This window comes from Amycolatopsis sp. NPDC051061, assembly GCF_040682935.1.
Lineage (GTDB): Bacteria > Actinomycetota > Actinomycetes > Mycobacteriales > Pseudonocardiaceae > Amycolatopsis.
The window spans coordinates 59,201-80,341 of the sequence record NZ_JBFBBZ010000041.1 but is presented as its reverse complement, the minus strand read 5'-3'; the positions used below and the strand labels follow the sequence as shown (position 1 = coordinate 80,341).

Here is a 21,141-nt window from a genome sequence, read left to right as displayed (position 1 = left end):
AGCGGTAGCGGGCGCCCGGCTCCGGGGCGCCCGCTACTCTTCCGGGCCATGGGGGTTTCACGCTTCGCACCACTTCTCTTCGTAGCACTTCTCGCGGGTTGCGGTACTCCGCCGCCTCCGCCTCCCGTGCCGGTGCCCACGACGACGCCGAGCCCGACGTACGCGCCACCGCCGCCGATCGGGCTGTCGCTTTCGGTCGGCCAGGTCGAAGCCGGCCTCGGCCACCGCGCGAGCGTCCTGACGCTGACCAACCGGGACACGGCTCCGCGCCAGGTCACCGGCTACCCGGACCTGAAGATCCTCGCGGGCGACGGTTCGCCGCTCGAGGTGAAGGTCGAGCACGGGACGTCGTACTTCGCGCGGGACCTCGGTCCGCAGAACGTGACGCTCGAGCCGGGCGAGAAGGTCGTCGCGGTGCTGGCCTGGTCGGCCACCGTGACGTCCGGCGACCAGCACACCGGCGCGGCGATCTCGGTGGTCCCGGTTCCGGGCGAACCCGCGCAGAAGCAGCCGCTGGACACCGATCTGGGCACCACGGACTCCGTCACGGTCAGCTCGTGGGCCACGGAAATCGGCAACTGATGACGTTGTGTCACCGCTCACAAACCCACGGTTGACCAGCCGGATTCTGTGCTAACTCTGTTCCTTCACCCGCCGGAAGGGACTTCGATGAGCACCTCCGTGGCGCCACTGGAAATGGTCGACACCGACCGGTACCCGCTGACCGAACCGGACAGTCCCGCGTGGCGGGACACCGTCGGCCGCACCCGCGCGGACCTGGCCGACGTCGGCTGCAGCGTGCTCGCCGACTTCATCCGCCCCGAACTGCACGACGTCCTGCGCGAAGAGTGCGCCGTGCTCGAACCCCACGCGTACACGAAGATCGAAAAGGTCAACGCCTACAACACCGCGATCGACGCGCCGCTGCCCGAAGACCATCCGGGCCGGACGATCATGGAGCGTGGCAACGCCTTCGTCGCGCGTGATCACATCCCGGCGGGCGCGATCATCAGCCGGCTCTACACCAGTCCGGTGTTCCGGCGGTTCATCGCCGACTGCTTCGCGTTGCCGGAGGTGCACGAGCTCGCCGACCCGCTGTCCGGGCTGACGCTGAACGTGATCGCGCCCGGCCGTGCGCACCCGTGGCACTTCGACACGAACTCCTACACCGTCAGCATGCTGACGCAGGCCGCGAACGACGGCGGGACCTTCGAATTCTGCCCGGGCATCCGGTCCTCCGACGCCGAAAACTTCGCCGGCGTGCGGGCCGTGCTTTCCGGGGAAAGCACCCTTCCGGTCCAGCGCCTGAGCCTCCGTCCGGGCGATCTTCAGCTCTTTCAAGGGCGCTTCGCCTTGCACCGGGTCAGTACGGTGAGGGGTGAGGTCGCGCGGCATTCCGCGATCTTCGCCTACAGCGAGCGCCCGGGGGTCATCGGCAGCGCGGAGCGGACCAGGCAGTTGTTCGGCCGGGTCCTGCCGGCACACCTTGCCGGGCGCACCGACCGGGGCGACGAACTGCTCGACTAGATCAGGAGCCTGGCCTGTGCCTTTCGACTCGACCGGCAAGATCTCGTTCGACCACATCTACACCGCGCCCGACCCGCGGCCGTTCTTCGGCACGCTGCGCCGGGTCGGCTACGAAATCCCCCAGGTCGCGAAGCCGTACTTCGCGAAGCTGATCGGCGAACACCCGGCGGAGAGCCCGACCGTGCTCGACGTCGGCTGCTCGTACGGCGTCAACGCCGCGCTCCGGCGCTGCGACGCCACGATGGACGACCTCTACGCGCACTACACCGCCCCGGACGTGCTGGCGTTGAGTCACGCGCAGCTGATCGAGGCCGACCGGGCCCTCGTCACCGGCCCGGGCGGCGCGAAGTTCTTCGGCCTCGACGCGGCGGCGCCCGCGCTCGAGTACGCGCTTTCCGCCGGGTTGCTCGACGAGGCGATCCACGCCGACTTCGAAAGCGACGACCCGGACAGCACCCAGCGGAAGCTGCTCGACGACGTCGACCTCGTGATCTCCACCGGCTGCGTCGGCTACGTCACCGAGAAGACGATCGCCCGGATCGCCCGGGGCTCGCGGCCGTGGATGGCGCACTTCGTCCTGCGGATGTTCTCCTACGAGCCGGTCGCCGACCGCCTGGCCGGGATGGGGTACGAAACCGCGCAGGTCCCCGGGGTGTTCCGGCAGCGGCGATTCGCCTCCGCCGAAGAGCGGACGCAGATCCTCGACACGCTCGACGCCACCGGGGTCGACCCGACCGGCGTGGAGTCCGACGGCTGGCTGTACGCCCAGCTGTATGTTTCCCGCCCTGAAGGCGCGGCCGCGGAACTCGCGGCCGTGCTGGCCACTTCCGAGCAAGAAGGATGACCGTGAGCAGTCCGGAATGGTCCACCCGCACCTTCGGCAACGAGGACCGGCTTCCCCGTGTCCCCGTCCCCGCGCTGGAGGACAGCGGCCGCCGCTTCCTCGAGTGGTGCGCGCCGCTGCTGACGCCGGAGGAGCTGGCCGCGACCGAAACGGCGGTCGCGGAGTTCCTGGCACCCGGCAGCCCCGCGCACGAGCTGCAGGCCGCGCTCGAGGAGTACGACCGCGCACCCGGCGTGCACAGCTGGCTCGACACGTTTTGGCCGTACCGCTACCTCGGCCGCCGCGACCGGATCGCGCTCAACGCCAACTTCTTCTTCCTGTTCCAGGACTCCCCGCTGGGCCAGGTCGAGCGCGCGGCCGAGCTGACCGCGTCCGCCGTGGACTACAAGCTGAAGCTCGACGAGGAGCTGGTGCCGCCGGTGCTGCTGCGCGGGACGCCGCAGTCGATGGTGCAGCACAAGTACCTGTTCTCGGCGACGCGGATCCCGGGCGGGCTGCTGGACACCGCGCGCACGCGGTTCCCGTCGCCCGAGCGGCACATCGTCGTCTTCTCGAAGGGCACGCCGTTCCGGATGGACGTCCTCGCCGAAGACGGCCGCCCGTACTCCGCCGAGCAGATCGCCGACGGTCTGCGGGCGATCCTCAAGGACGACCACGGCACCGACGTGCCGGCCGGGCACTTCACGACGAAGGCGCGTGCGGAGTGGGCGGCTTCGCGGGCCGCGCTCCTCGAGGCCGGGAACGCCGACGCGCTCGAGACGATCGAGACGGCGCTGTTCTGCCTGTGCCTGGACGACTTCACGCCGTCGAACGCGCTGGAGGCAGGTGACCGGCTGCTGTACGGCGACAACCGCTGGTACGACAAGGCCGTGTCGCTCGTCGTGTTCGAGGACGGCACTGCGGGGATCAACGTCGAGCACTGCGAACTCGACGGCACCACGATCCTCGGCTTCACCGACGCGCTGCTGAGCGGTTCGCGCCACGAGCGCGAGCCGGCGGACGGCGTTCCCGGCTACGAGATCGTCGAGTTCACGCTGACCGACGCCCTGCGCGAAGACGCCCGTGCGGCCGGAGCGTCCTTCAAGGCGTACGCGGACGCGACGGCGACGCACACCGTGTCGTTCGGCTTCGGCGCCAACCGGGCGAAGGAGCTGGGGATGTCCCCGGACGCCTTCGCGCAGATGGCGTACCAGCTGGCGCACCGCCGCGCGAAGGGCCTGACCGGCGCGACATACGAGTCGATCGCCACCCGGCAGTTCCGCAACGGCCGTACCGAGGCGATGCGGGTCGTCACGCCGGAGGTCTTCCGGTTCGTCGACACCGTGGAAAGCGCCACCGCGTCGGCCGACGAAAAGCGCTCGGCCTTCCGTGGAGCGGCGGCGAAGCACGTCTCACGGGCGAAGGAGTGCCAGGCCGGGGACGCGCCGGAGCAGCACTTGTGGGAGCTGCAGCTGATCGCGAAACGTCATGGGGACGCCACGGACCTTTCGCTGTATTCGTCGCCGGGCTGGCTGAAGATGCGCGACGACTACCTGAGCACCAGCTCGGCGCCGTCGGTCAACATCCAGTACTTCGGGTTCGGCTCGACGAGCCCGCAGTGCATCGGCATCGCGTACGTGCTGTTGCCGGACCGCTGGAACATCTACCTCAGCACGCCGAAGCACGTCTCGGCGGAGATGTACCGCTTCGCCGACGAGCTCGCGAAGGCCGTCAGCGAGCTGCAGGAGCTGTTGGCAGGCGCTTGAGCAGCCAGGTCAGCCGGGCGGCGCGCGCGGCCCGGCTGACCTGCGCTTCCGGCACCAGCGAATCGAAGCCGTGGAAGCCGCCGGGCCAGACGTGCAGCTCGGCTTCGCCGCCCGCCTGCCAGATCCGACCGGCGTAGGCGACCACTTCGTCGCGGAACGTCTCCGCCGTGCCGACGTCGAGGAACGCCGGGGGCAGGCAGGACAGGTCCTCGGCGCGGGCCGCGGCGGCGTACGCCGGGACGTCGTCGGTGCCGCGGCGATCACCCAGGTAAGCCGTCCAGCCGACGTTGTTGGCCGTGCGGTCCCACAGGCCGCGGCCGTCGAGGTCGACGGCCGAGGGCGTGTCGTTGCGGTCGTCGAGCATCGGGCAGATCAGCAGCTGGCCGGCGAGCTCCGGCCCGCCGCGGTCGCGGGCGAGCAGCGCCGTGGCCGCCGCGAGCCCGGCGCCGGCGCTGATTCCCCCGAGCACCACCGGGCCGGCGCAGTGCTCGACCGTCCACAAGAGACCGGTGTAGCAGTCTTCGACCGGCACCGGGTACGGGTGCTCGGGTGCGAGCCGGTACCCCGGCGAGACGATCGTCAGGTTCAGGCCGCCCGCCCAGTCCAGCAGGTTCGGCACGTCCTGGCCGAGGTGGCTGCCGACGATCGTGCCGCCGCCGTGCACGTAGTAGAGGACGCCGGCGCTCTCGGCCGGGCGCATCACCAGCAGCGGAACCTCCCCCGCGTACTCCTCGGCGACCTGGTACGCCGGGTACGCGGCGGTCAGCTCCTCGACGGTCCGGTGCTCGGCGGCGTTCAGCTCGCGGCGGCCGGGGATGTCGGCGAGCTCCGCCAGCGGCGGGCGCAGCGCCCGCAGGGTTTCGACGACCGGCGCCAGCTCCGGGTCGAAGGGCGGCGGCGTCATTCCGTGGGTTCCGAGACGACGAGCACGAGTGAGCCTTCGAACGCCGGCTGCTCGCGCAGACGTCCGTAGCGGCGTTCCCACGTACCGTCGTCGAGGTCGTGCTGCAGCTCGGCGGCGAACCGGTGGTGCACGCGGTCGTCGACGAAGCTCCACGCCGAGCACGACAGCCGCGCGCCCGGGTCGAGCAGGCGTTCCGGGCGGGCGTAGTAGGCCTCGTTGAAGCCGTCCGTGCAGTCGATCGGGATCGGCACGCCGACGATCGAGGTGTGGCCGCCGAGCCCGTCGGCGATGTCGTCGACCGGCGGGTAGCGCCGCGCTTCGGTCTCGATCACCTCGGGTGCGTAGTCGAGCAGCCAGAACCGCCGCAGCAGGGCGGGATCGCAGGTGAGGATGGCGATCGGGCCGCGGGTGACGCGGCGCAGCTCCTTCAGCCCGGCCCACAGGTCGTTCCACTGGTGGACGCTGAACGTGCTCATCGCGCCCTCGAAGGCCCGGTCCGGGAACGGGAGCTTCTCGGCCACGGCGTCGACGGCGGGCGGCAGGTCCGCCGGCCGCTGCGCGCGCATCGACGCGGACGGCTCGACGGCGGTCACGTCCCGGTCTTCGGGCTCGTAGGCCCCGGCGCCCGCACCGACGTTGAGCACGGTCCGCGCGTCCCCCAGCGCGTCGAGGAGGTACTGGCCGATGCGGGAATCCGGCTTGCGGTAGTCGGTGTAGACCCCGCCGATCGCGCCGTAGTCCGCGTCCCCGGCGCTGCCGTCCGCACGTCGCTGGCTCATGCCCGGAATTTATCAGCGCGCGCCGACCGTGCGGGCGTTGCTCCGCCGGGTGGAAGCGAACGTCGGGCATCCGGCGCAGTCGTCAATTCCTGTCGCAAACTTGCGTAAGTTCGTTCAACTATTGCGATTTCTCGTCCAGGATTCGTATGATCCCGGTCACAGAGGTCCCCACCTGCTGCGGAAAGGCCAGTGCCGCCCATGTCTCCCAGCTCTGTCTTCAGCGCGCCCGAAAAAGCTCCGGATCGCTTCCGGGCCAAGAGATTCGGTGCCCTCGCCGCCGCCGTGACCGCCGCGGCCGGCCTGACGATCGCCGCCGTTCCCGCCGGGGGTTCGGCACTCGCCGCCGGCCGCGGCGCGAGCGTGCCCTTCCTCGAGCAGGAGGCGGAGAACGCCGCGACCAACGGCTCGGTCATCGGCCCGAACCGCAACGCCGGCACGCTCGCCGGGGAGGCGTCCGGCCGCAAAGCCGTGACGCTGTCCGGCCAGGGCAAGTACGTCGAGTTCACGCTCACCGCCCCGGCGAACTCCATCGACTTCCGCTTCAGCCTCCCGGACTCCGGCAACGGCACCGGGACGAGCGGCACGATCTCGCTGTACGTCGGCGGCTCCCACGACCGCGACATCGCGCTGACGTCGAAGTACGCCTGGTACTACGGCTCGTACCCGTTCACCAACAACCCGGGTGACGGCCACGCGCACCACTTCTACGACGAGACCCGCGCGCTGCTCGGCACGTCGTACCCGGCCGGCACCAAGATCAAGCTGCAGGTCGACGCGGGCGACACCACGGCCTCGACCATCGACCTCGCCGACTTCGAGCAGGTCGGCGCGGCGGCCACGCGCCCGGCGAACTCGCTGTCCGTCACCGACTACGGCGCCACCGCGGGCGACACGAGCGACGACGCGGCCGCGTTCGACTCCGCCGTCGCCGCGGCTCGCAGTCAAGGCAAGGAAGTCTGGATCCCGAGCGGGACCTTCACCCTCGGTCACCACGTCACCGTCGACCAGGTGACGATCCGCGGCGCCGGTCCCTGGTACTCCGTGCTGACCGGGCCGCGCGCCGGGATCTTCGGCAAGGGCGAACCGGCCAGCTGCGGCACATCGACGTATCCCGGCAACGGCGCGGTCCCGGGCACGAGCAGCGCGGTCGAACTCTACGACTTCGCGATCATCGGCCAGGTCGACTCCCGCGTCGACTGCGACCAGTCCAACGCCATCGGCGGCGCCCTGGGCGGCGGCTCGGTCGTGCAGAACCTGTGGCTGCAGCACACGAAGGTCGGGCTGTGGCTCGACGGGCCGTTCGACGGGCTCACCGTGTCCGGCAACCGGATCCTCGACCAGACCGCCGACGGGCTGAACCTGCACCAGGGCATCAGCAACACCGTGGTGACGAACAACTTCCTGCGCAACACCGGCGACGACGGCCTGGCCATGTGGTCCGAGCACGACGCCGACCACCACAACACGTTCTCCTTCAACACCGTGCTGCTGCCGATCCTCGCCAACAACATCGCGGTCTACGGCGGGCACGACAACACCGTGTCCGACAACGTCGTGGCCGACAACCAGGACCAGGGCGGCGGCCTCCACATCGCCAACCGGTTCAGCGCGGTGCCGCTCTCGGGCACCACGACCGTCGCGCGCAACACCGCGATCCGCACCGGCGTCCTCGACTCGAACTGGCAGTTCGGCGTCGGCGCGCTGTGGTTCGACGGCCGCGACTCGGCGATCACCGGCCGCGTCGACGTCACCGACCTCGACCTGCTGGACAACAACTACGAGGCCATCCAGTTCATCGACAGCGCGACGACGGACGTGCACTTCACGAACGTCCGGATCAGTGGCGCCGGCACGTTCGCCTGGCAGATCCAGGCCAAGCCGAGCGGGTCGGTGAAGAACGTCGTCGCGACCGGCGTCGGGCGGGCCGGCGTCTACAACTGCATGGGCCCGGACGCAATGAACGGGCTGGCCGACCAGGGCGGCAACTCGGGCTGGTCGACGACGTTCTGCGGCTCGTGGCCGACGCCGGTCTACGGCTCGGACAACGGCGGGACCACGACGACCACCCCCACCACCCCGCCGACCACGACCACCACCACTCAGCCGACCGGGAACCTGGCGCTGCACAAGGCGATCAGCGCGTCGGCGTCCCAGGGTGGTTTCCCGGCGGGCAACGCGGTCGACGGCGACGCGAACTCGTACTGGGAGAGCGCGAACAACGCGTTCCCGCAGTCGCTGACCGTCGACTTCGGTAGCACGGTCAGCGTGTCGCGGCTGGTGCTGAAGCTGCCGCCGTCCTCGGCGTGGGGCACGCGCACGCAGACGATCTCGGTCGACGGCGTCAAGGCCGCCGCGGGCTACACGTTCAACCCGGCGTCCGGCAACACCGCGACCATCACCTTCCCGGCGACGTCCGCCCGCACGCTGCGGCTGACCTTCACCGGCAACACCGGCTGGCCCGCCGGGCAGCTGTCCGAGCTCGAAGCCTATTCGTCCTGACCCCATCAGAAAGGTGACGACGATGTCCTCCACTCCACGGCGTCGCGCGGCGCTGCTGGCCGCGGCCCTCGCCGCGTCCGGCCTGACCGTGTTGCTCAGCGGCACTCCCGCCGCGGCGGCGACCTGCCCGACGACGGCCTCCGGTGGCGCGAGCGTGCCGTTCCGGACGGTCGAGGCCGAGTGTTCGGCGACCAACGGCTCGGCCGTCGGCCCCGACTACACGCAGGCCAGCATCGCCTCGGAAGCCTCCGGGCGGCAGGCGGTGAAGATCACGACCGGCCAGTACGTCGAGTTCACGCTGCCCGCGGCGGCCAACTCGATCAACGTCCACTACAACCTGCCGGACGGGTCGTCGGGCCGGCTTTCGGTGTACGTCAACGGGTCCAAGCTCGGCAGCGGGCTCTCGGTGACGTCCCGGTATTCCTATGTGGACACCGGCTGGATCCCGGGCGCGAAGACGCACCACTTCTTCGACGACGCCCGGCTGCTTTTCGGGCAGAACGCGTCGGCCGGCGCGAAGGTCCGGGTGGCGGCCGACTCCGGCGACGTCGGGCAGGCGACCATCGACCTCGCCGACTTCGAGCAGGTCGGCGGCGCGGCGTCGAAGCCGTCTGCCGCCCTCTCGGTGACGGACTACGGCGCCACCGCGAACGACTCTTCGGACGACTCGCAGGCGTTCCGCAACGGTCTGTCCGCGGCGCGCTCGCAGGGTAAGGAGCTGTGGGTTCCGCAGGGCCGGTTCGAGATCGGCTCGGCGTTGCAGATCGACCAGACGACGGTTCGCGGCGCCGGCCAGTGGTACACCGTGGTGCACGGCAACAACATCTTCAACAACGGCAGCGCGTCCGGGAACATCAAGCTGTACGACTTCGCGGTGTTCGGTGACGTCACCGAGCGCAACGACGGCAGCCCGGACAACGCGTTCCACGGCGTCCTCGGGAACGGCTCGGTCGTGAGCGGCCTGTGGATCCAGGACACGAAGTGCGGGCTGTGGCTGATGAACGGCGCGTCGTCGAACCTCACCATCGAGAACAACCGCATCCTCGACACGCAGGCCGACGGCGTGAACTTCGACGGCGCCGTCACGAACTCGACGTTGCGCAACAACTACCTGCGCAACAACGGCGACGACGGCCTCGCGCTGTGGTCCAACGGCCAGGCCGACTCGGGCAACTCGCTGGTCAACAACACGATCGTGCAGCCGAACCTGGCCAACGGCATCGCGCTGTACGGCGGCTCGAACAACACGGTGAGCGGCAACCTCGTCCAGGACACGAACGCCCTGGGCGGCGGCTACCTGGTCGCGAACCGGTTCAGCTCGGTCCCGCTCGGCGGCACGGTGACGCTGTCGAACAACACGGCGCTGCGGGCCGGGGCGCTCGACCCGAACTGGCAGTTCGGCGTCGGCGCGCTGTGGTTCGACGCGCGTGACCAGGCGATCACCGGCGTCACGATCCGGGTCACCGGGTTCACCGCCATCCAGAGCCCGTACGAGGCGATCCAGTTCATCGACGGCAACGGCGCCGGCAAGCCGATCCAGGGCGTCACGATCGACGGCGTCACGGTGCAGGGCGTGGGCACGTTCGTGGCGCAGTCGCAGACGCAGGGGTCGGTGTCGATCAGCAACCTGACGGCGTCCGGCGTCGGCGTGACCGGGACGTACAACTGCCCGTACCCGACGTCGATCCCGCGGATGACGTTCAGCGGGTCGGGCAACAGCGGCTGGACCGGCACCTGGGGCGACTGCTCGACGTGGCCCGCGCCGAACTCCGGTCCGCCGCAACCGCCGACGTCCGGCAGCAACCTCGCGCGCGGCAAGGCGATCAGCGCGTCGGCGTCCGTCGGTGGCTTTCCGCCGTCGAACGCGGTCGACGGTGACGCCAACTCGTACTGGGAGAGCGCGAACAACGCGTTCCCGCAGACGCTGACGGTGGACCTGGGCGCGGCGGCGTCGATCAACAAGGTGACGCTTCGCCTGCCGCCGTCGTCGGCGTGGGGCGCGCGGACCGAAACGGTGACGATCTCCGGGAGCCAGGACGGCGGGTCGTACACGACGCTGGTGGGTTCGCGCGGCTACGCGTTCGACCCGGCTTCCGACAACACGGCGTCGGCGTCTTTCACGGCGACGTCCCAGCGTTTCGTCCGGCTGACGTTCACCGGCAACACGGGCTGGCCCGCGGGTCAGGTGTCCGAGTTCGAAGTGGCGGCTTCGTAGCTCGGCGGTCCGGCAAGCCCGTACCGGTCCCCGGGACCGGTACGGGCTTGTCATGCTTTTGCGCGCGGTTGCTGTAAAGTTTCACTCATGACGCGTCGTCTTGCCGAAGTCGCCCGCCAGGTCGGGGTCAGCGAAGCCACGGTCAGCCGGGTGCTCAACGGCCGGTCCGGGGTGTCCGCGAGCACCCGGGCCGCCGTGCTCACCGCGCTGGACGTGATGGGCTACGAACGCCCCACCCAGCTGCGCGGCGAGCGGGCCCGCCTGGTCGGGCTGGTGCTGCCGGAGCTGCAGAACCCCATCTTCCCCGCGCTGGCCGAGATCATGGGCAACGCCCTCGCGCAGCAGGGGTTCACGCCGGTGCTGTGCACGCGGACCGCCGGCGGGGTGTCGGAGGCGGAGTACGTCGAACTGCTCCTCCAGCAGCAGGTGTCGGGCGTGGTGTTCGCCGGCGGGCTGTACGCGCAGGCCGACGCGATCCATTCGCACTACCACCACCTGGTCGAGCGGCGGCTCCCGACGGTGCTCATCAACGCGGCGGTCGACCACCTCGGGCTGCCGCAGGTCTCGTGCGACGACGCGGTGGCCGTCGAGCAGGTCGTCGGCCACTTGAGTTCCCTCGGACACGAGAAGATCGGGCTGGTGCTGGGGCCGTCGGACCACGTGCCGTCGCAGCGGAAGCTCGCGGCGTTCCAGTCGTACGCGGCCAAGCTCGGGTTGCCGGTGCTGGACGAGCTGGTCGAGCACGGCATGTTCTCGATCGAGGGCGGCCACGCGGCGGCAGCCCGCCTGTACCCCCGCGGCGCGACGGCGGTGCTGTGCGCGAGCGACCTGCTGGCGCTGGGCGCGGTGCGCGCGGCGCGTCGGCAGGGGCTGTCGGTGCCGGAGGACATCTCGGTGGTCGGCTACGACGACTCGGCGTTGATGAACTGCACCGACCCGCCTTTGACGACCACCCGCCAGCCGATCGAGGCGATGGGCCGGGCGGTGGTGGAGCTGCTGGTGAAGCGGATCAACGGCGGTGAGGTGGCGGCGGAGGAGCTGTTGTTCGCGCCGGAGCTGGTCGTTCGCGGCTCGACGGCCCGCCGCACCGCCTGACGACACCCCGAGAGCGCGACGGCTTCCGAGCCGTCGCGCTCTTTCGTGTGCCCACCTTCGCCCAAAAAGCAGCCCCCGCCCTCTCCGGGGGACCGGCCCCGCACCCAGCGTATCGGGACCCCCCGACGAAAAGCCGGGAACAGCCTCACCCGGGCCTCCTTGTCCACATCACGGTCCCGCTGTGGACACTGCAGCCTGTTCGTAACTTGCAAAGTCTCGTCGGCTTATTGCGTCGATCCGGTCTCACACTTTAGAGTGACCGCAATCACGTGACAGCCGTCGCGACCCGAGAAGAGGCTTGAGATGAGCAGTCCCTGGTCCCGATCCTTGCCCCGCCGAATGTTCTGCCTGCTGGCCGCAGGTGGCCTCGCACTGGGGGTGGCCGCCTGCGGCGACGGCGGCAACACCGCCGCGCCCGGGGCCAAGGTGAAGATCACGGTCACCGGCCAGCCGCCGACCAGCCAGCCGTTCGAGCGCAGCGTGTTCGACGCCGACGTGAAGGAGTTCGAGGCTTCCCACCCGAACATCGACATCGATCCGCACGAAGGCTTCATGGACCCGAAGACGTTCTCGGCGAAGCTCGCCGGCGGCCAGCTCGAAGACGTCTACTACGTCTACTTCACCGACCCGGCGCAGATCATCGCGCGCCGCCAAGCCGCCGACATCACGGAAGCCGCGAAGAGCGTTCCGCACATCAACGACATCAAGCCGGAACTGCTCGACAACTTCCGGGACGCGAGCGGCAAGCTCTACGGCCTGCCGACGATGAACTACACGATGGGCCTGGTCTACAGCCGCCCGCTGTTCCAGAAGGCCGGGCTCGACCCGGACAAGCCGCCGGCCACCTGGGACGAGGTCCGCGCGGACGCCAAGAAGATCGCCACGCTCGGCAACGGCGTCGTCGGGTACGCCGACTACAGCAAGAACAACCAGGGCGGCTGGCACATGACCGGCTGGCTCTACTCGATGGGCGGCGACATCGCCCGCAAGGACGGCGACAAGTGGGTCGCCGACTTCGCCAACGAAAAGGGCAAGCAGGCCCTGCAGTACCTGCACGACATGCGCTGGACCGACAACTCCATGGGCGCCAAGCAGCTCCTCGAAGCCACCGACGTCCAGCGCATGATGGGCGCCGGCCAGCTCGGCATGTACATGGCCGCCCCGGACAACGTTCCCGTGCTCGTCAAGCAGTTCAACGGCAAGTACGAGGACTACGGCATCGCCGGCATGCCCGGCGGCCAGGGCACGCTGCTCGGCGGCGAAGGCTACATGATCAACCCGAAGGCCTCGCCGGACAAGGTCAAGGCCGGCCTCGAGTGGATCCAGTGGAAGTACCTCAACCCGGACCGCTTCGAGAAGCACATCCAGCAGTACGTCGACGGCAAGCAGCCGGTCGGCCTGCCCGCCGAGCCGACGCCGGACGTCTGGACGGGCTCGGTCCGCGAGCAGCAGCTGGCCCTGAAGGCCAAGCACGCCAACGTCCCCGCGAAGAACTACCAGTCCTACGTGGACACGACCAGCCAGATCAAGGGCAGCATCGAGCCGCCGAACGCGCAGCAGATCTACGCCGCGCTCGACAGCGTGATGCAGGCGGTCCTCACCGACCAGAACGCGAACCTCGACCAGCAGCTGTCGTCCGCGTCCTCGAAGGTCAACAGTGTCCTCGCCCAGGTCAAGTAGCCTGCTCGCCTGGCCCGCGACGTCTTCGTCGCGGGCCAGGCGCCCGGCCGTGTCGCCGGAAGAACGCCGCCGCACCAGCCTCAAGCGCAAGCTCAAGGAGAACCTCACCGCGTACGGCCTGCTCTGCGCCGCGCTCGTGGTGTTCGCGCTCTTCTCCTGGTACCCGATCGTGCGCGGTGTTCTCCTGAGCTTCCAGCAGGTCGACTTCGTCAACGCGCCGACGTGGGTCGGGTTCGACAACTTCCAGCGACTGTTCGCGGACCCGCTGTTCGGCGTCGCCTGGCGCAACACGCTGCTGTTCACCGGGCTCGCGCTCGTCTTCGGCTTCGCCGTCCCGTTCCTGACCGCCGTGCTGCTCAACGAGATCCGGCACGCCAAGGCGTTCTTCCGGCTCGCCGTCTACCTGCCGGTGATGCTGCCGCCGGTCGTGACGGCGCTGATGTGGAAGTGGTTCTACGACCCGGGTCCCGGCCTCTTCAACTCCGCGCTCGGCGCGGTGGGGCTGCCCGGTGGCCAGTGGCTCGACTCCTCCACCACGGCGATGCTGTCGCTGGTGTTCGTCTCGACGTGGGCGAACATGGGCAGCACCACGCTCATCTACCTGGCCGCGCTCGGCACGATTCCCGGCGAGCTCTACGAAGCCGCGGAGCTCGACGGCGCCGGACTGTGGAAACGCCTGCGCCACGTGACGTTCCCGCAGACGCGATTCGTGCTGCTGGTGCTCCTGCTGCTGCAGATCGTCGCGACCATGCAGGTGTTCACCGAGCCGTACGTGATGACCGGGGGCGGCCCGGACGACTCGACGGTCACCGTGCTCCTGCTGCTCTACCGCTACGCCTTCGTCTACAACGACTTCGGCTCGGCGAGCGCCATGAGCCTGCTGCTGTTCATCGCGCTCGGCGTGTTCTCGGCGTGGTACGTCCGGCTGACGCGGAAGGCGGACCAGTCATGAGAACCCTCGTCTCACCCGGCGCGTTGCGCAGCCCGCGCGGCAAGGTCGTCTACGGCGTCGTGTTCGCGTGCACGCTCGCGGTGTTCCTGCTGGCGTTCATGTTCCCGCTGTACTGGGTGATCACCGGCGCGATGAAGTCACCGCAGGAGCTGGCGCAGACGCCGGCGACGCTCATCCCGCACGAGTGGCACCCGGAAACCTTCGGCGACGCGTGGAGCCAGCTGAGCCTGGGCAAGTACTTCCTCAACACGCTCGTCGTCGCCGGCGGCGCGTGGCTGGCTCAGCTGGCCATCGACGTCCCCGCCGCGTTCGCGCTGTCGAAGCTGCGGCCGAAGTTCGGCAACGTCGTGCTCGGGCTCATGCTCGCGACCCTGATGCTGCCGGCCACGGCGTTGCTCGTGCCGACGTACGTGACGGTGACGGACCTGCCGCTGCTGCACGTCAACCTGATCAACTCGCCGACCGCGGTCTGGCTCCCGGCGGCGGCGAACGCGTTCAACATCTACCTGCTGAAGCGGTTCTTCGACCAGATCCCGGACGAGCTGATCGAAGCGGCGCGCATCGACGGCGCCGGGCCGGTGCGCACGCTCTGGCGGATCATCCTGCCGATCTCGCGGCCGATCCTGGCCGTGGTGTCGATCCTCGCGGTGGTCACCGCGTGGAAGGACTTCATCTGGCCGCTGCTGGTGTTCCCGGACACCGAAAAGCAGACACTCTCGGTGATGCTGCAGCGGGTGGCGATCGACATGCCGCTCAACGTGCTCGTCGCCGGGATGGTGCTGGCCAGCCTGCCGATGGTGGCGCTGTTCCTGGCGTTCCAGCGGCAGATCCTCGCCGGGCTGACCGCCGGCGCCGTCAAGGGCTGAGCCGGGTTTTCACGACGACTAGGAGGGCACTTTCGTGACCGACAAGACCGGCTGGTGGCGGAGCGCGGCGATCTACCAGGTCTACATCCGCAGCTTCGCGGACGGCAACGGCGACGGCATCGGCGACCTCGCCGGCGTCCGCGCCCGGCTGGACCACCTGGCCGACCTGGGGATCGACGCGATCTGGTTCACCCCGTGGTACCCCTCGCCGATGGACGACGGCGGCTACGACGTCGCCGACTTCCGCGACATCGAGCCGCTCTTCGGCACGCTCGCCGAGGCGGAGGACCTGATCGCCGAGGCGCACGCCCGCGGCATCCGGGTGATCATCGACATCGTGCCCAACCACTGCTCCGACGAGCACCGGTGGTTCCAGGCCGCGCTCGAGGCGGGCCCGGGTTCGCCGGAGCGACAACGGTTCTGGTTCCGGCCCGGTCGCGGGCCGGACGGCGCCGAGCCGCCGAACAACTGGAAGTCGCGCTTCGGCGGGTCCGCGTGGACGCGCGTGCCGGACGGCGAGTGGTACCTGCACCTCTACAGCTCCCGCCAGCCCGACTTCAACTGGGACAACGCCGAGATCCGCACGGAGTTCGAGGACGTCCTGCGGTTCTGGTTCGACCGCGGGGTCGACGGCTTCCGCATCGACGTCGCCGACGGGCTCGTCAAGGACCCGCGGCTGCCCGACGTCGACGCAGGCGACGAGACGCCGTTCTCCGACATGGAGGGCTTGCACGAGATCTACCGGTCGTGGCGCAAGATCGCCGACAGCTACGCGGGCGAGCGCGTGCTGGTCGGCGAGATGTGGCTGCCGGACATGTCCCGCGCGGCACGCTACCTGCGCCGCGACGAGCTGCACTCGGCGTTCAACTTCGACTTCCTGGTGTGTCCTTGGGAGGCTTCGCGCTTCCGGGACGTCATCTCCCGCACGTTGCGCGCGCACGACGAGGTCGGCGCGCCGGCCGCGTGGGTGCTGTCGAACCACGACGTGACGCGGCACGTCACGCGGTACGGCCGCCAGGGCGACACCGGGTTCAGCTTCGCGAACCGGCTGCACGAACTGCCGGTGGACCTCGAGCTGGGCACCCGGCGGGCCCGGGCGGCGGCGCTGCTGACGCTGGCGCTGCCGGGCGGTCTGTACGTCTACCAGGGCGAAGAGCTGGGGCTGTGGGAGATCCTGGACATCGCGGACGACCTGCGCCAGGACCCGGTGTGGGCCCGCACGAACGGCGCGGACCCGGGCCGCGACGGCTGCCGGGTGCCGATCCCGTGGTCCGGTGACGAGCCGCCGTTCGGGTTCGGGTCCGGGGACGCGTGGCTGCCGCAGCCGGCGGAGTGGAAGGCCTACACGGCGGAAGCGGAGGTTGCGGACCCGGCGTCGATGCTGTCGCTGTACCGCGACGGCCTGCGGCTGCGGCGGGACCTCCCCACGGGTGAGCTGGAGTGGCTCTCCCTCGGTGAGGGAGTGCTGGCGTTCCGGATCGGAGCCGGGTTCACGTTCGCGCTGAACTTCTCGTCCGAGCCGGTACCCCTGCCGGCCAGCGAGGTCCTGCTGGCCAGCAACCCGGTGACGGACGCTCTGCCCACGGACACGGCGGTCTGGCTGCGGTCCTGACGACTCGCCGGAGGCCGTCGCCGCTCCGACCCGGCGGCGGCCTCCGGTGGTTCACCCCGAAAATGCTTTGCGCCGGCCGGCGCCGTTCGCGATGGTCGAGGGGTGTCCGAACCCCGCTTGGCCGCCCCTGGTGCGCGCTACCACGCGTCGTTCCTCGCCGCCCTGCGCGAGTTCCACGACGAGGGTCTGCACACCGAACTCCGGCCGGACGTCCTCGCCGACCCCGAGGAGTTCCGGCGCTGGACCGAAGCAGCCGAGACTCCGACACACCGCGAGTACTGGTGGGTCGCCGGCGCACACTTCCTCGGTCGGGCCCGGCTGAACCTCCGGCTCACCGGAGAACTGCCCGAGTTCGGCGGCCATATCGGCTACGACATCCGCCCCACGGCACGCGGCCGGGGCCACGCGACGGCGCTATTGCGCGCTGTCCTCAGTGCGGCGCGCGGCGCGGGCATCGACTGCGCGTTGCTGACCTGCGCGCCGGACAACCACGCGTCGCGGCGTGTGATCGAGCGCAACGGCGGGGTCTTCACGGACATCAGTTCGGCCGGGCGCTTGCGCTTCTGGTGCCCGACCGGCTGAGCCGCTACTTGGTCAGCTGCAGGACGTCGATGCCCCGGACGTTGTCCGCCACGTACACGTACTTGCCGTGCCAGTACGGCGCCCACGCGCTCGCGTCGCCCGGGCGGTAGTAGGCGATCTGACGCGGGTTCGTCGGGTCGCTGACGTCGAGGAACCGCGTGCCCTGCGAGTAGAACGACTGCACCAGGATCTTGCCGCGGACGTCGAAGTAGTGCGCGGAGCAGTCGTCCGACGCCGGGTCGCTGCCCTCCTGGCCGTTGACGCCCCACGTGCCGACGCTCTCCAGGCGGAACGGCTGCTCGGGCGTCGAACGCCAGCCTTCACCGTGGTAGGAGCCCTTCAGCGACGAAATCGTCAGGACGCCGTCGCCCGCGCAGCCGTCGACGAAGTTCTCCTCCGTCGCGTAGATCAGGTCCTGGCCACGCCACGCGCCGTCACCGATGCGGTGGCCGGCCGGGTGGAAGCTGTTGTGCATGAACCGCGAAGGTGCCGCCGTCTCGGCGATGCCGCCGCCGGCGTAGGGCACCGGCTCGTGCGCCGTCGCGCGGCGGAGCTTCCCCTGCACCGGGTCGCGGTGCACCCCGGACGTCCAGTAGCCGCGCACGCCGCCACGCCCGGACACCCAGGCCACGCCGTCGTCGTCCACCTGGACGTCGTGCACGTAGTCGGTCTTGCCGTCGTTGCGGGCCAGCTCGATCGGCTGCGGGTTCACCTTCGGGTGGCGCGGGTCGCGCACGTCGGTGACCCAGATCGGGCGCCCGCCCCAGTCCGCGGGCTGGTCGTCGGCCTTCGCCGGGCCGCCGGTCCACAGGTAGCGGCAGCCGTCGACGCAGCTGGTCGTGTGCCCGGCCGGCACCTTCGTATAGCTGAGGATCGCCGGGGCCTCGGGCTTCGAGACGTCGACGACGTAGATGCCGGACTCGCCCGTGTGCGTGGTGCCGCCGAACGCGCGCGGGTCGCGCGAGAGGAACACGAGCTTGCGGTTCTGGTCGACCTCGGTGTCCTCGGTCTCCCACAGCCCGGGCAGGCTGACCTGCCCGACCAGCTTCGGCGCGGCCGGGTTCTTCGTCAGGTCGTACACCTTCAGCCCGAACTCGCCGGACACGACCATGACGTCGCGGCGGCCGTAGTCGAGGAAGTTGACCGAGATGGCGCCGGCGGCGTCGGGCACGTTGCCGACGGCCTTGACGTTCTTGATCGCGCCCGGGTCGCCCAGGGTGCGAGCGGCGGGAACAGCGGGTTTGTCGTCCTCGCCGCAGGCGGCGGCCGGGAGCCCGGTCGCGACCAGCGTAGCGCTGACGGTGACGGCGGCGAAGCACGACCGGAGCCAGGTGCGCACGAAACCTCCCAGAACGCGTGGTCCCCGAACGGTACGACGGAGATCAACCGGACACAACCGTCTTTGGTCGGCGGTCGACTGGTAGGACTGGCGCATGCGCCTGCTCGTCCTGCTCGCTGTCGTGGCCCTGGCCGTCACGGGCTGTTCCGATCCCGGCCCGGCCCGGCCGGGCGTCCTGTCCGCGGGCATCCGGGAGCCCGCGACGCTGCTGCCCGCCGACGTCGCCGACCAGGCGGGCCGGCTGGTGACCGGCGTGCTGTGGACCCCGCTCGCCGACTACGACGCGGCGACCGGGAAGCTCACGCCGCGCGCGGCCGAGTCGATCGAGAGCGCCGACCGGGTGCACTGGACGGTCAAGCTGCGGCCGGCGACGTTCCACGACGGCACCCCGGTCACCGCCCAGTCCTATGTGGATACCTGGAAAGCGATCGCGGCTTCACGATGGGCTGCCGCGCCGGTGTTGACGAAGTTGTTGCGCGCCCGCTCGATTGAAGCGTCCACTTCGGACACGATTTCGGTGGTGCTCGACCGCCCGTCCGGCCAGGTGCCGGCGTTGCTCTCGGCGCCGGGCCTGGTGCCACTGCCCGCGTCGGTGCTCGCTTCGCGCGATTGGGCGGCCTTCGCGAAGGCGCCGGTCGGCAACGGGCCGTACCGGCTCGACGGCGCGTGGCGGCCCGGCTCGGGCGGCACGCTCAAGCGCGTCGGCGAAGGCGTCGGCAAGGCGACGGAGATCGAGCTGCGCGTCGGCGACCCGGCCGCCCAGTACGACGCGGTCAAGGCGGGCACACTCGACCTCGCCATGGAGGTCCCCGGCGAGAAGCACGACGCGATGCACGGCGACTTCGGCGACGACCACCACGCGACGTGGGCGTTGCCGCGGGCCGGTTACCTGGCGTTCCCGGTGACGAACCCGCGGTTCGCCGACGCGACGGTCCGCCACGGCTTCGCCCTCGGCATCGACCGCGCGGCCCTCGAAGCCGGCCCTCTGGCACACCAGGCCGACCCGGCGAAGGCGCTGCTGCCGCCGGCGGACGCACCGGGCGAGCGATCGGGAACGTGCCGCCCGTGCAGCTTCGACGCGGCGGCCGGCAAGGCCCTGCTGCAGCAGGCGGCGTTCCCCGGCGGCGCGACCGTCTATTTCGGACCTTCGACCGAAGCCTGGACGCGGACGCTGGTGGTCGGCTTGCACAAATCCTTGGACGTTTCGGTGACCGCCCAACCTTCGCCCGGCGCGGCGGACGGGCCGTCCACACTGGACGTTTCGCTGACCACCGCGAGCCCGTACGAGCTGCTGTCGACGCTGGCAGCGGAGTCGGGCTACACGGACGAAGTGTTCCGCCAGAGCCTCTCGCTCGCGGACGCGGCGGCGACCCCGGAGGAGGCGGGCGAGCTGTACCGGCTGGCGGAGAACCAGCTGCTGCGCGACCTCCCGGTGGTTCCGCTGTGGTCCGGCCACGGCCACGCGGTCTGGTCGTCCCGGGTCCACGACGTTTCGACGACGCCGTTCACCGGGCCGGTGCTGGCGGGGATCGGGGTTTCGTGACCTGGGACCGGCGCTCGACAGAGCCGCGTCTCTGCCTACGCGACTAGATCGCGGCGTGCTTGACCAGCGTCTCGATGAACGCCGTGGTCAGCGGATCCGGCGCCGCGCGCGTAAAAGCCGCCAGCGTCCGGCGGATCGGCACGCTCGGCCGCAGGACCCGCCCGTCGAACCGGGCCGGCAGCACGTTCGCCGGGACCAGCGCCGGGCCGAGGCCCGCCGCCGCCAGGATCGGGGCCGCCGCCGTCTGCTCGGTGCGGACCGCCGCGCGGGGGCGGAAGCCGGCCGCCGCGCACGCCGCGTCGACCAGCTCCGCCAGGCCGTTGCCCGGCGCGTAGTGCACCCACGCGCAGTCGGCGAGCGTCGCGAGGTCGACCACGCCCGCCGAGGACTCCTCCGAAGCGCCGTCGGCGGGGAGCACCACCACGAACTCCTCGACGCCCAGCTCGCGCACCGGCCCCGGCCAAGGTGACGGCAGCGGGCCGAGCGCGACGTCGGCCTCGCCCGCGGCCATCGCCTCCCGCAGCTCGTCGGCGTGGCGGAACTCGATCAGCCGGACGTCGACGCCGGGCCGGTCGCGCCGCCACACGCGCAACGCCGGCGGCAGCACGCCGAGGCTCAGCGAATAGACCGTCGCGACCTGCAGCTCCCCCGCCGTCGTGCCGGACGCGAGCCGGGCGGCGCAGCGCGCGCGTTCGGCGTCGGCCAGCGCCGCCCGCGCGTGCGGCAGCATCGCCCGGCCCATCGGCGTCAACCGCACAGTGCGCGGGAGGCGTTCCAGCAGCGGCCCGCCGAGACCGTGTTCCAGGGCCCGCACCTGGTGCGACAGCGCGGGCTGCGTCACATGGAGCTGCTCGGCCGCGCGAGTGAAGGAACCGGTGTCGACCACCGTGACCAGGTACTCCAGCTGCCGCAGACTTGCCATGAACCGAGCTTATCGAAAAGGTGAAAACCAAGCCTTG

Annotated in this window: 17 protein-coding genes; 13 read left to right on the top strand and 4 right to left on the bottom strand. The window is 70.4% G+C overall.

Annotation, left to right across the window (positions count from 1 at the left end):
* The first annotated feature begins 126 nt into the window (after positions 1–126).
* The 4 genes from AB0N03_RS39390 (at position 127) to AB0N03_RS39375 (ending at position 4,116) form a co-directional block, all read left to right on the top strand.
* Complete coding sequence (locus tag AB0N03_RS39390) at positions 127–582, top strand: DUF4232 domain-containing protein (RefSeq protein ID WP_364383359.1); 456 nt, start codon at positions 127–129, stop codon at positions 580–582.
* 87 nt (positions 583–669) lie between these two features.
* Entirely contained in the window at positions 670–1,527 is an 858-nt protein-coding gene (locus AB0N03_RS39385; protein ID WP_364383356.1) for an arpA protein, read from the top strand.
* Positions 1,528–1,543: 16 nt separating this feature from the next.
* Entirely contained in the window at positions 1,544–2,371 is an 828-nt protein-coding gene (locus tag AB0N03_RS39380; RefSeq protein WP_364383353.1) for a class I SAM-dependent methyltransferase, read from the top strand.
* On the top strand, positions 2,368–4,116 hold the full coding sequence (locus tag AB0N03_RS39375; RefSeq protein WP_364383350.1) for a choline/carnitine O-acyltransferase: 1,749 nt from the start codon (positions 2,368–2,370) through the stop codon (positions 4,114–4,116). The genes AB0N03_RS39380 and AB0N03_RS39375 overlap by 4 nt, the downstream gene beginning before the upstream one ends.
* On the opposite strand, the gene AB0N03_RS39370 is transcribed toward AB0N03_RS39375, so the two are convergent.
* A complete protein-coding gene (locus tag AB0N03_RS39370; protein ID WP_364383347.1) occupies positions 4,082–5,020 on the bottom strand; it encodes an alpha/beta hydrolase fold domain-containing protein in 939 nt (312 codons plus the stop codon). The two genes, AB0N03_RS39375 and AB0N03_RS39370, sit on opposite strands and share 35 nt — an antisense overlap.
* Positions 5,017–5,799 (bottom strand): methyltransferase domain-containing protein, encoded by a 783-nt coding sequence (locus AB0N03_RS39365; RefSeq protein WP_364383344.1) that lies wholly within the window; start codon positions 5,797–5,799, stop codon positions 5,017–5,019. The genes AB0N03_RS39370 and AB0N03_RS39365 overlap by 4 nt, the downstream gene beginning before the upstream one ends.
* A 198-nt stretch (positions 5,800–5,997) precedes the next feature.
* On the opposite strand from AB0N03_RS39365, the gene AB0N03_RS39360 reads away from it, so the two are divergent.
* The 8 genes from AB0N03_RS39360 (at position 5,998) to AB0N03_RS39325 (ending at position 17,300) form a co-directional block, all read left to right on the top strand.
* Positions 5,998–8,298 carry a discoidin domain-containing protein gene (locus AB0N03_RS39360; RefSeq protein WP_364383341.1) on the top strand — a complete coding sequence of 767 codons (2,301 nt, stop codon included), beginning with the start codon at positions 5,998–6,000 and terminating at the stop codon, positions 8,296–8,298.
* A gap of 22 nt (positions 8,299–8,320) precedes the next feature.
* A complete protein-coding gene (locus AB0N03_RS39355; RefSeq protein ID WP_364383339.1) occupies positions 8,321–10,513 on the top strand; it encodes a discoidin domain-containing protein in 2,193 nt (730 codons plus the stop codon).
* Positions 10,514–10,600: 87 nt separating this feature from the next.
* Entirely contained in the window at positions 10,601–11,608 is a 1,008-nt protein-coding gene (locus tag AB0N03_RS39350) for a LacI family DNA-binding transcriptional regulator (protein WP_364383336.1), read from the top strand.
* Positions 11,609–11,911: 303 nt separating this feature from the next.
* Complete coding sequence (locus AB0N03_RS39345) at positions 11,912–13,288, top strand: extracellular solute-binding protein (protein WP_364383333.1); 1,377 nt, start codon at positions 11,912–11,914, stop codon at positions 13,286–13,288.
* Positions 13,266–14,240 carry a sugar ABC transporter permease gene (locus tag AB0N03_RS39340; RefSeq protein WP_364383331.1) on the top strand — a complete coding sequence of 325 codons (975 nt, stop codon included), beginning with the start codon at positions 13,266–13,268 and terminating at the stop codon, positions 14,238–14,240. The genes AB0N03_RS39345 and AB0N03_RS39340 overlap by 23 nt, the downstream gene beginning before the upstream one ends.
* Positions 14,237–15,106: a carbohydrate ABC transporter permease gene (locus AB0N03_RS39335; RefSeq protein ID WP_364383328.1), complete on the top strand. Its 870-nt coding sequence runs from the start codon at positions 14,237–14,239 to the stop codon at positions 15,104–15,106. Before AB0N03_RS39340 ends, AB0N03_RS39335 begins: the two co-directional genes overlap by 4 nt.
* Before the next feature lie 34 nt (positions 15,107–15,140).
* Complete coding sequence (locus tag AB0N03_RS39330) at positions 15,141–16,718, top strand: glycoside hydrolase family 13 protein (RefSeq protein WP_364383325.1); 1,578 nt, start codon at positions 15,141–15,143, stop codon at positions 16,716–16,718.
* 102 nt (positions 16,719–16,820) lie between these two features.
* Complete coding sequence (locus AB0N03_RS39325; RefSeq protein WP_364383322.1) at positions 16,821–17,300, top strand: GNAT family N-acetyltransferase; 480 nt, start codon at positions 16,821–16,823, stop codon at positions 17,298–17,300.
* A 4-nt stretch (positions 17,301–17,304) separates the two neighbouring features.
* Here AB0N03_RS39325 and AB0N03_RS39320 read toward each other — a convergent pair whose 3' ends face one another.
* A complete protein-coding gene (locus tag AB0N03_RS39320) occupies positions 17,305–18,639 on the bottom strand; it encodes a hypothetical protein (RefSeq protein ID WP_364383319.1) in 1,335 nt (444 codons plus the stop codon).
* Positions 18,640–18,733: 94 nt separating this feature from the next.
* Here AB0N03_RS39320 and AB0N03_RS39315 point away from each other — a divergent pair, with 94 nt between their 5' ends.
* A complete protein-coding gene (locus AB0N03_RS39315) occupies positions 18,734–20,182 on the top strand; it encodes an ABC transporter substrate-binding protein (RefSeq protein ID WP_364383316.1) in 1,449 nt (482 codons plus the stop codon).
* Positions 20,183–20,225: 43 nt separating this feature from the next.
* Here AB0N03_RS39315 and AB0N03_RS39310 read toward each other — a convergent pair whose 3' ends face one another.
* The gene (locus AB0N03_RS39310; protein WP_364383313.1) at positions 20,226–21,104 is read right to left on the bottom strand and encodes a LysR family transcriptional regulator; all 879 of its coding nucleotides are present in this window, start codon (positions 21,102–21,104) and stop codon (positions 20,226–20,228) included.
* Positions 21,105–21,141: the final 37 nt, after the last annotated feature.

Bases quoted from the DNA above. Each gene is read 5' to 3' on its own strand.
- AB0N03_RS39315 (WP_364383316.1), top strand. From the start codon at position 18,734: ATGCGCCTGCTCGTCCTGCTCGCTGTCGTGGCCCTGGCCGTCACGGGC.
- AB0N03_RS39370 (WP_364383347.1), bottom strand. From the start codon at position 5,020: ATGACGCCGCCGCCCTTCGACCCGGAGCTGGCGCCGGTCGTCGAAACC.
- AB0N03_RS39335 (WP_364383328.1), top strand. From the start codon at position 14,237: ATGAGAACCCTCGTCTCACCCGGCGCGTTGCGCAGCCCGCGCGGCAAG.
- AB0N03_RS39350 (WP_364383336.1), top strand. From the start codon at position 10,601: ATGACGCGTCGTCTTGCCGAAGTCGCCCGCCAGGTCGGGGTCAGCGAA.
- AB0N03_RS39385 (WP_364383356.1), top strand. From the start codon at position 670: ATGAGCACCTCCGTGGCGCCACTGGAAATGGTCGACACCGACCGGTAC.
- AB0N03_RS39365 (WP_364383344.1), bottom strand. From the start codon at position 5,799: ATGAGCCAGCGACGTGCGGACGGCAGCGCCGGGGACGCGGACTACGGC.
- AB0N03_RS39360 (WP_364383341.1), top strand. From the start codon at position 5,998: ATGTCTCCCAGCTCTGTCTTCAGCGCGCCCGAAAAAGCTCCGGATCGC.
- AB0N03_RS39345 (WP_364383333.1), top strand. From the start codon at position 11,912: ATGAGCAGTCCCTGGTCCCGATCCTTGCCCCGCCGAATGTTCTGCCTG.
- AB0N03_RS39355 (WP_364383339.1), top strand. From the start codon at position 8,321: ATGTCCTCCACTCCACGGCGTCGCGCGGCGCTGCTGGCCGCGGCCCTC.
- AB0N03_RS39375 (WP_364383350.1), top strand. From the start codon at position 2,368: ATGACCGTGAGCAGTCCGGAATGGTCCACCCGCACCTTCGGCAACGAG.
- AB0N03_RS39310 (WP_364383313.1), bottom strand. From the start codon at position 21,104: ATGGCAAGTCTGCGGCAGCTGGAGTACCTGGTCACGGTGGTCGACACC.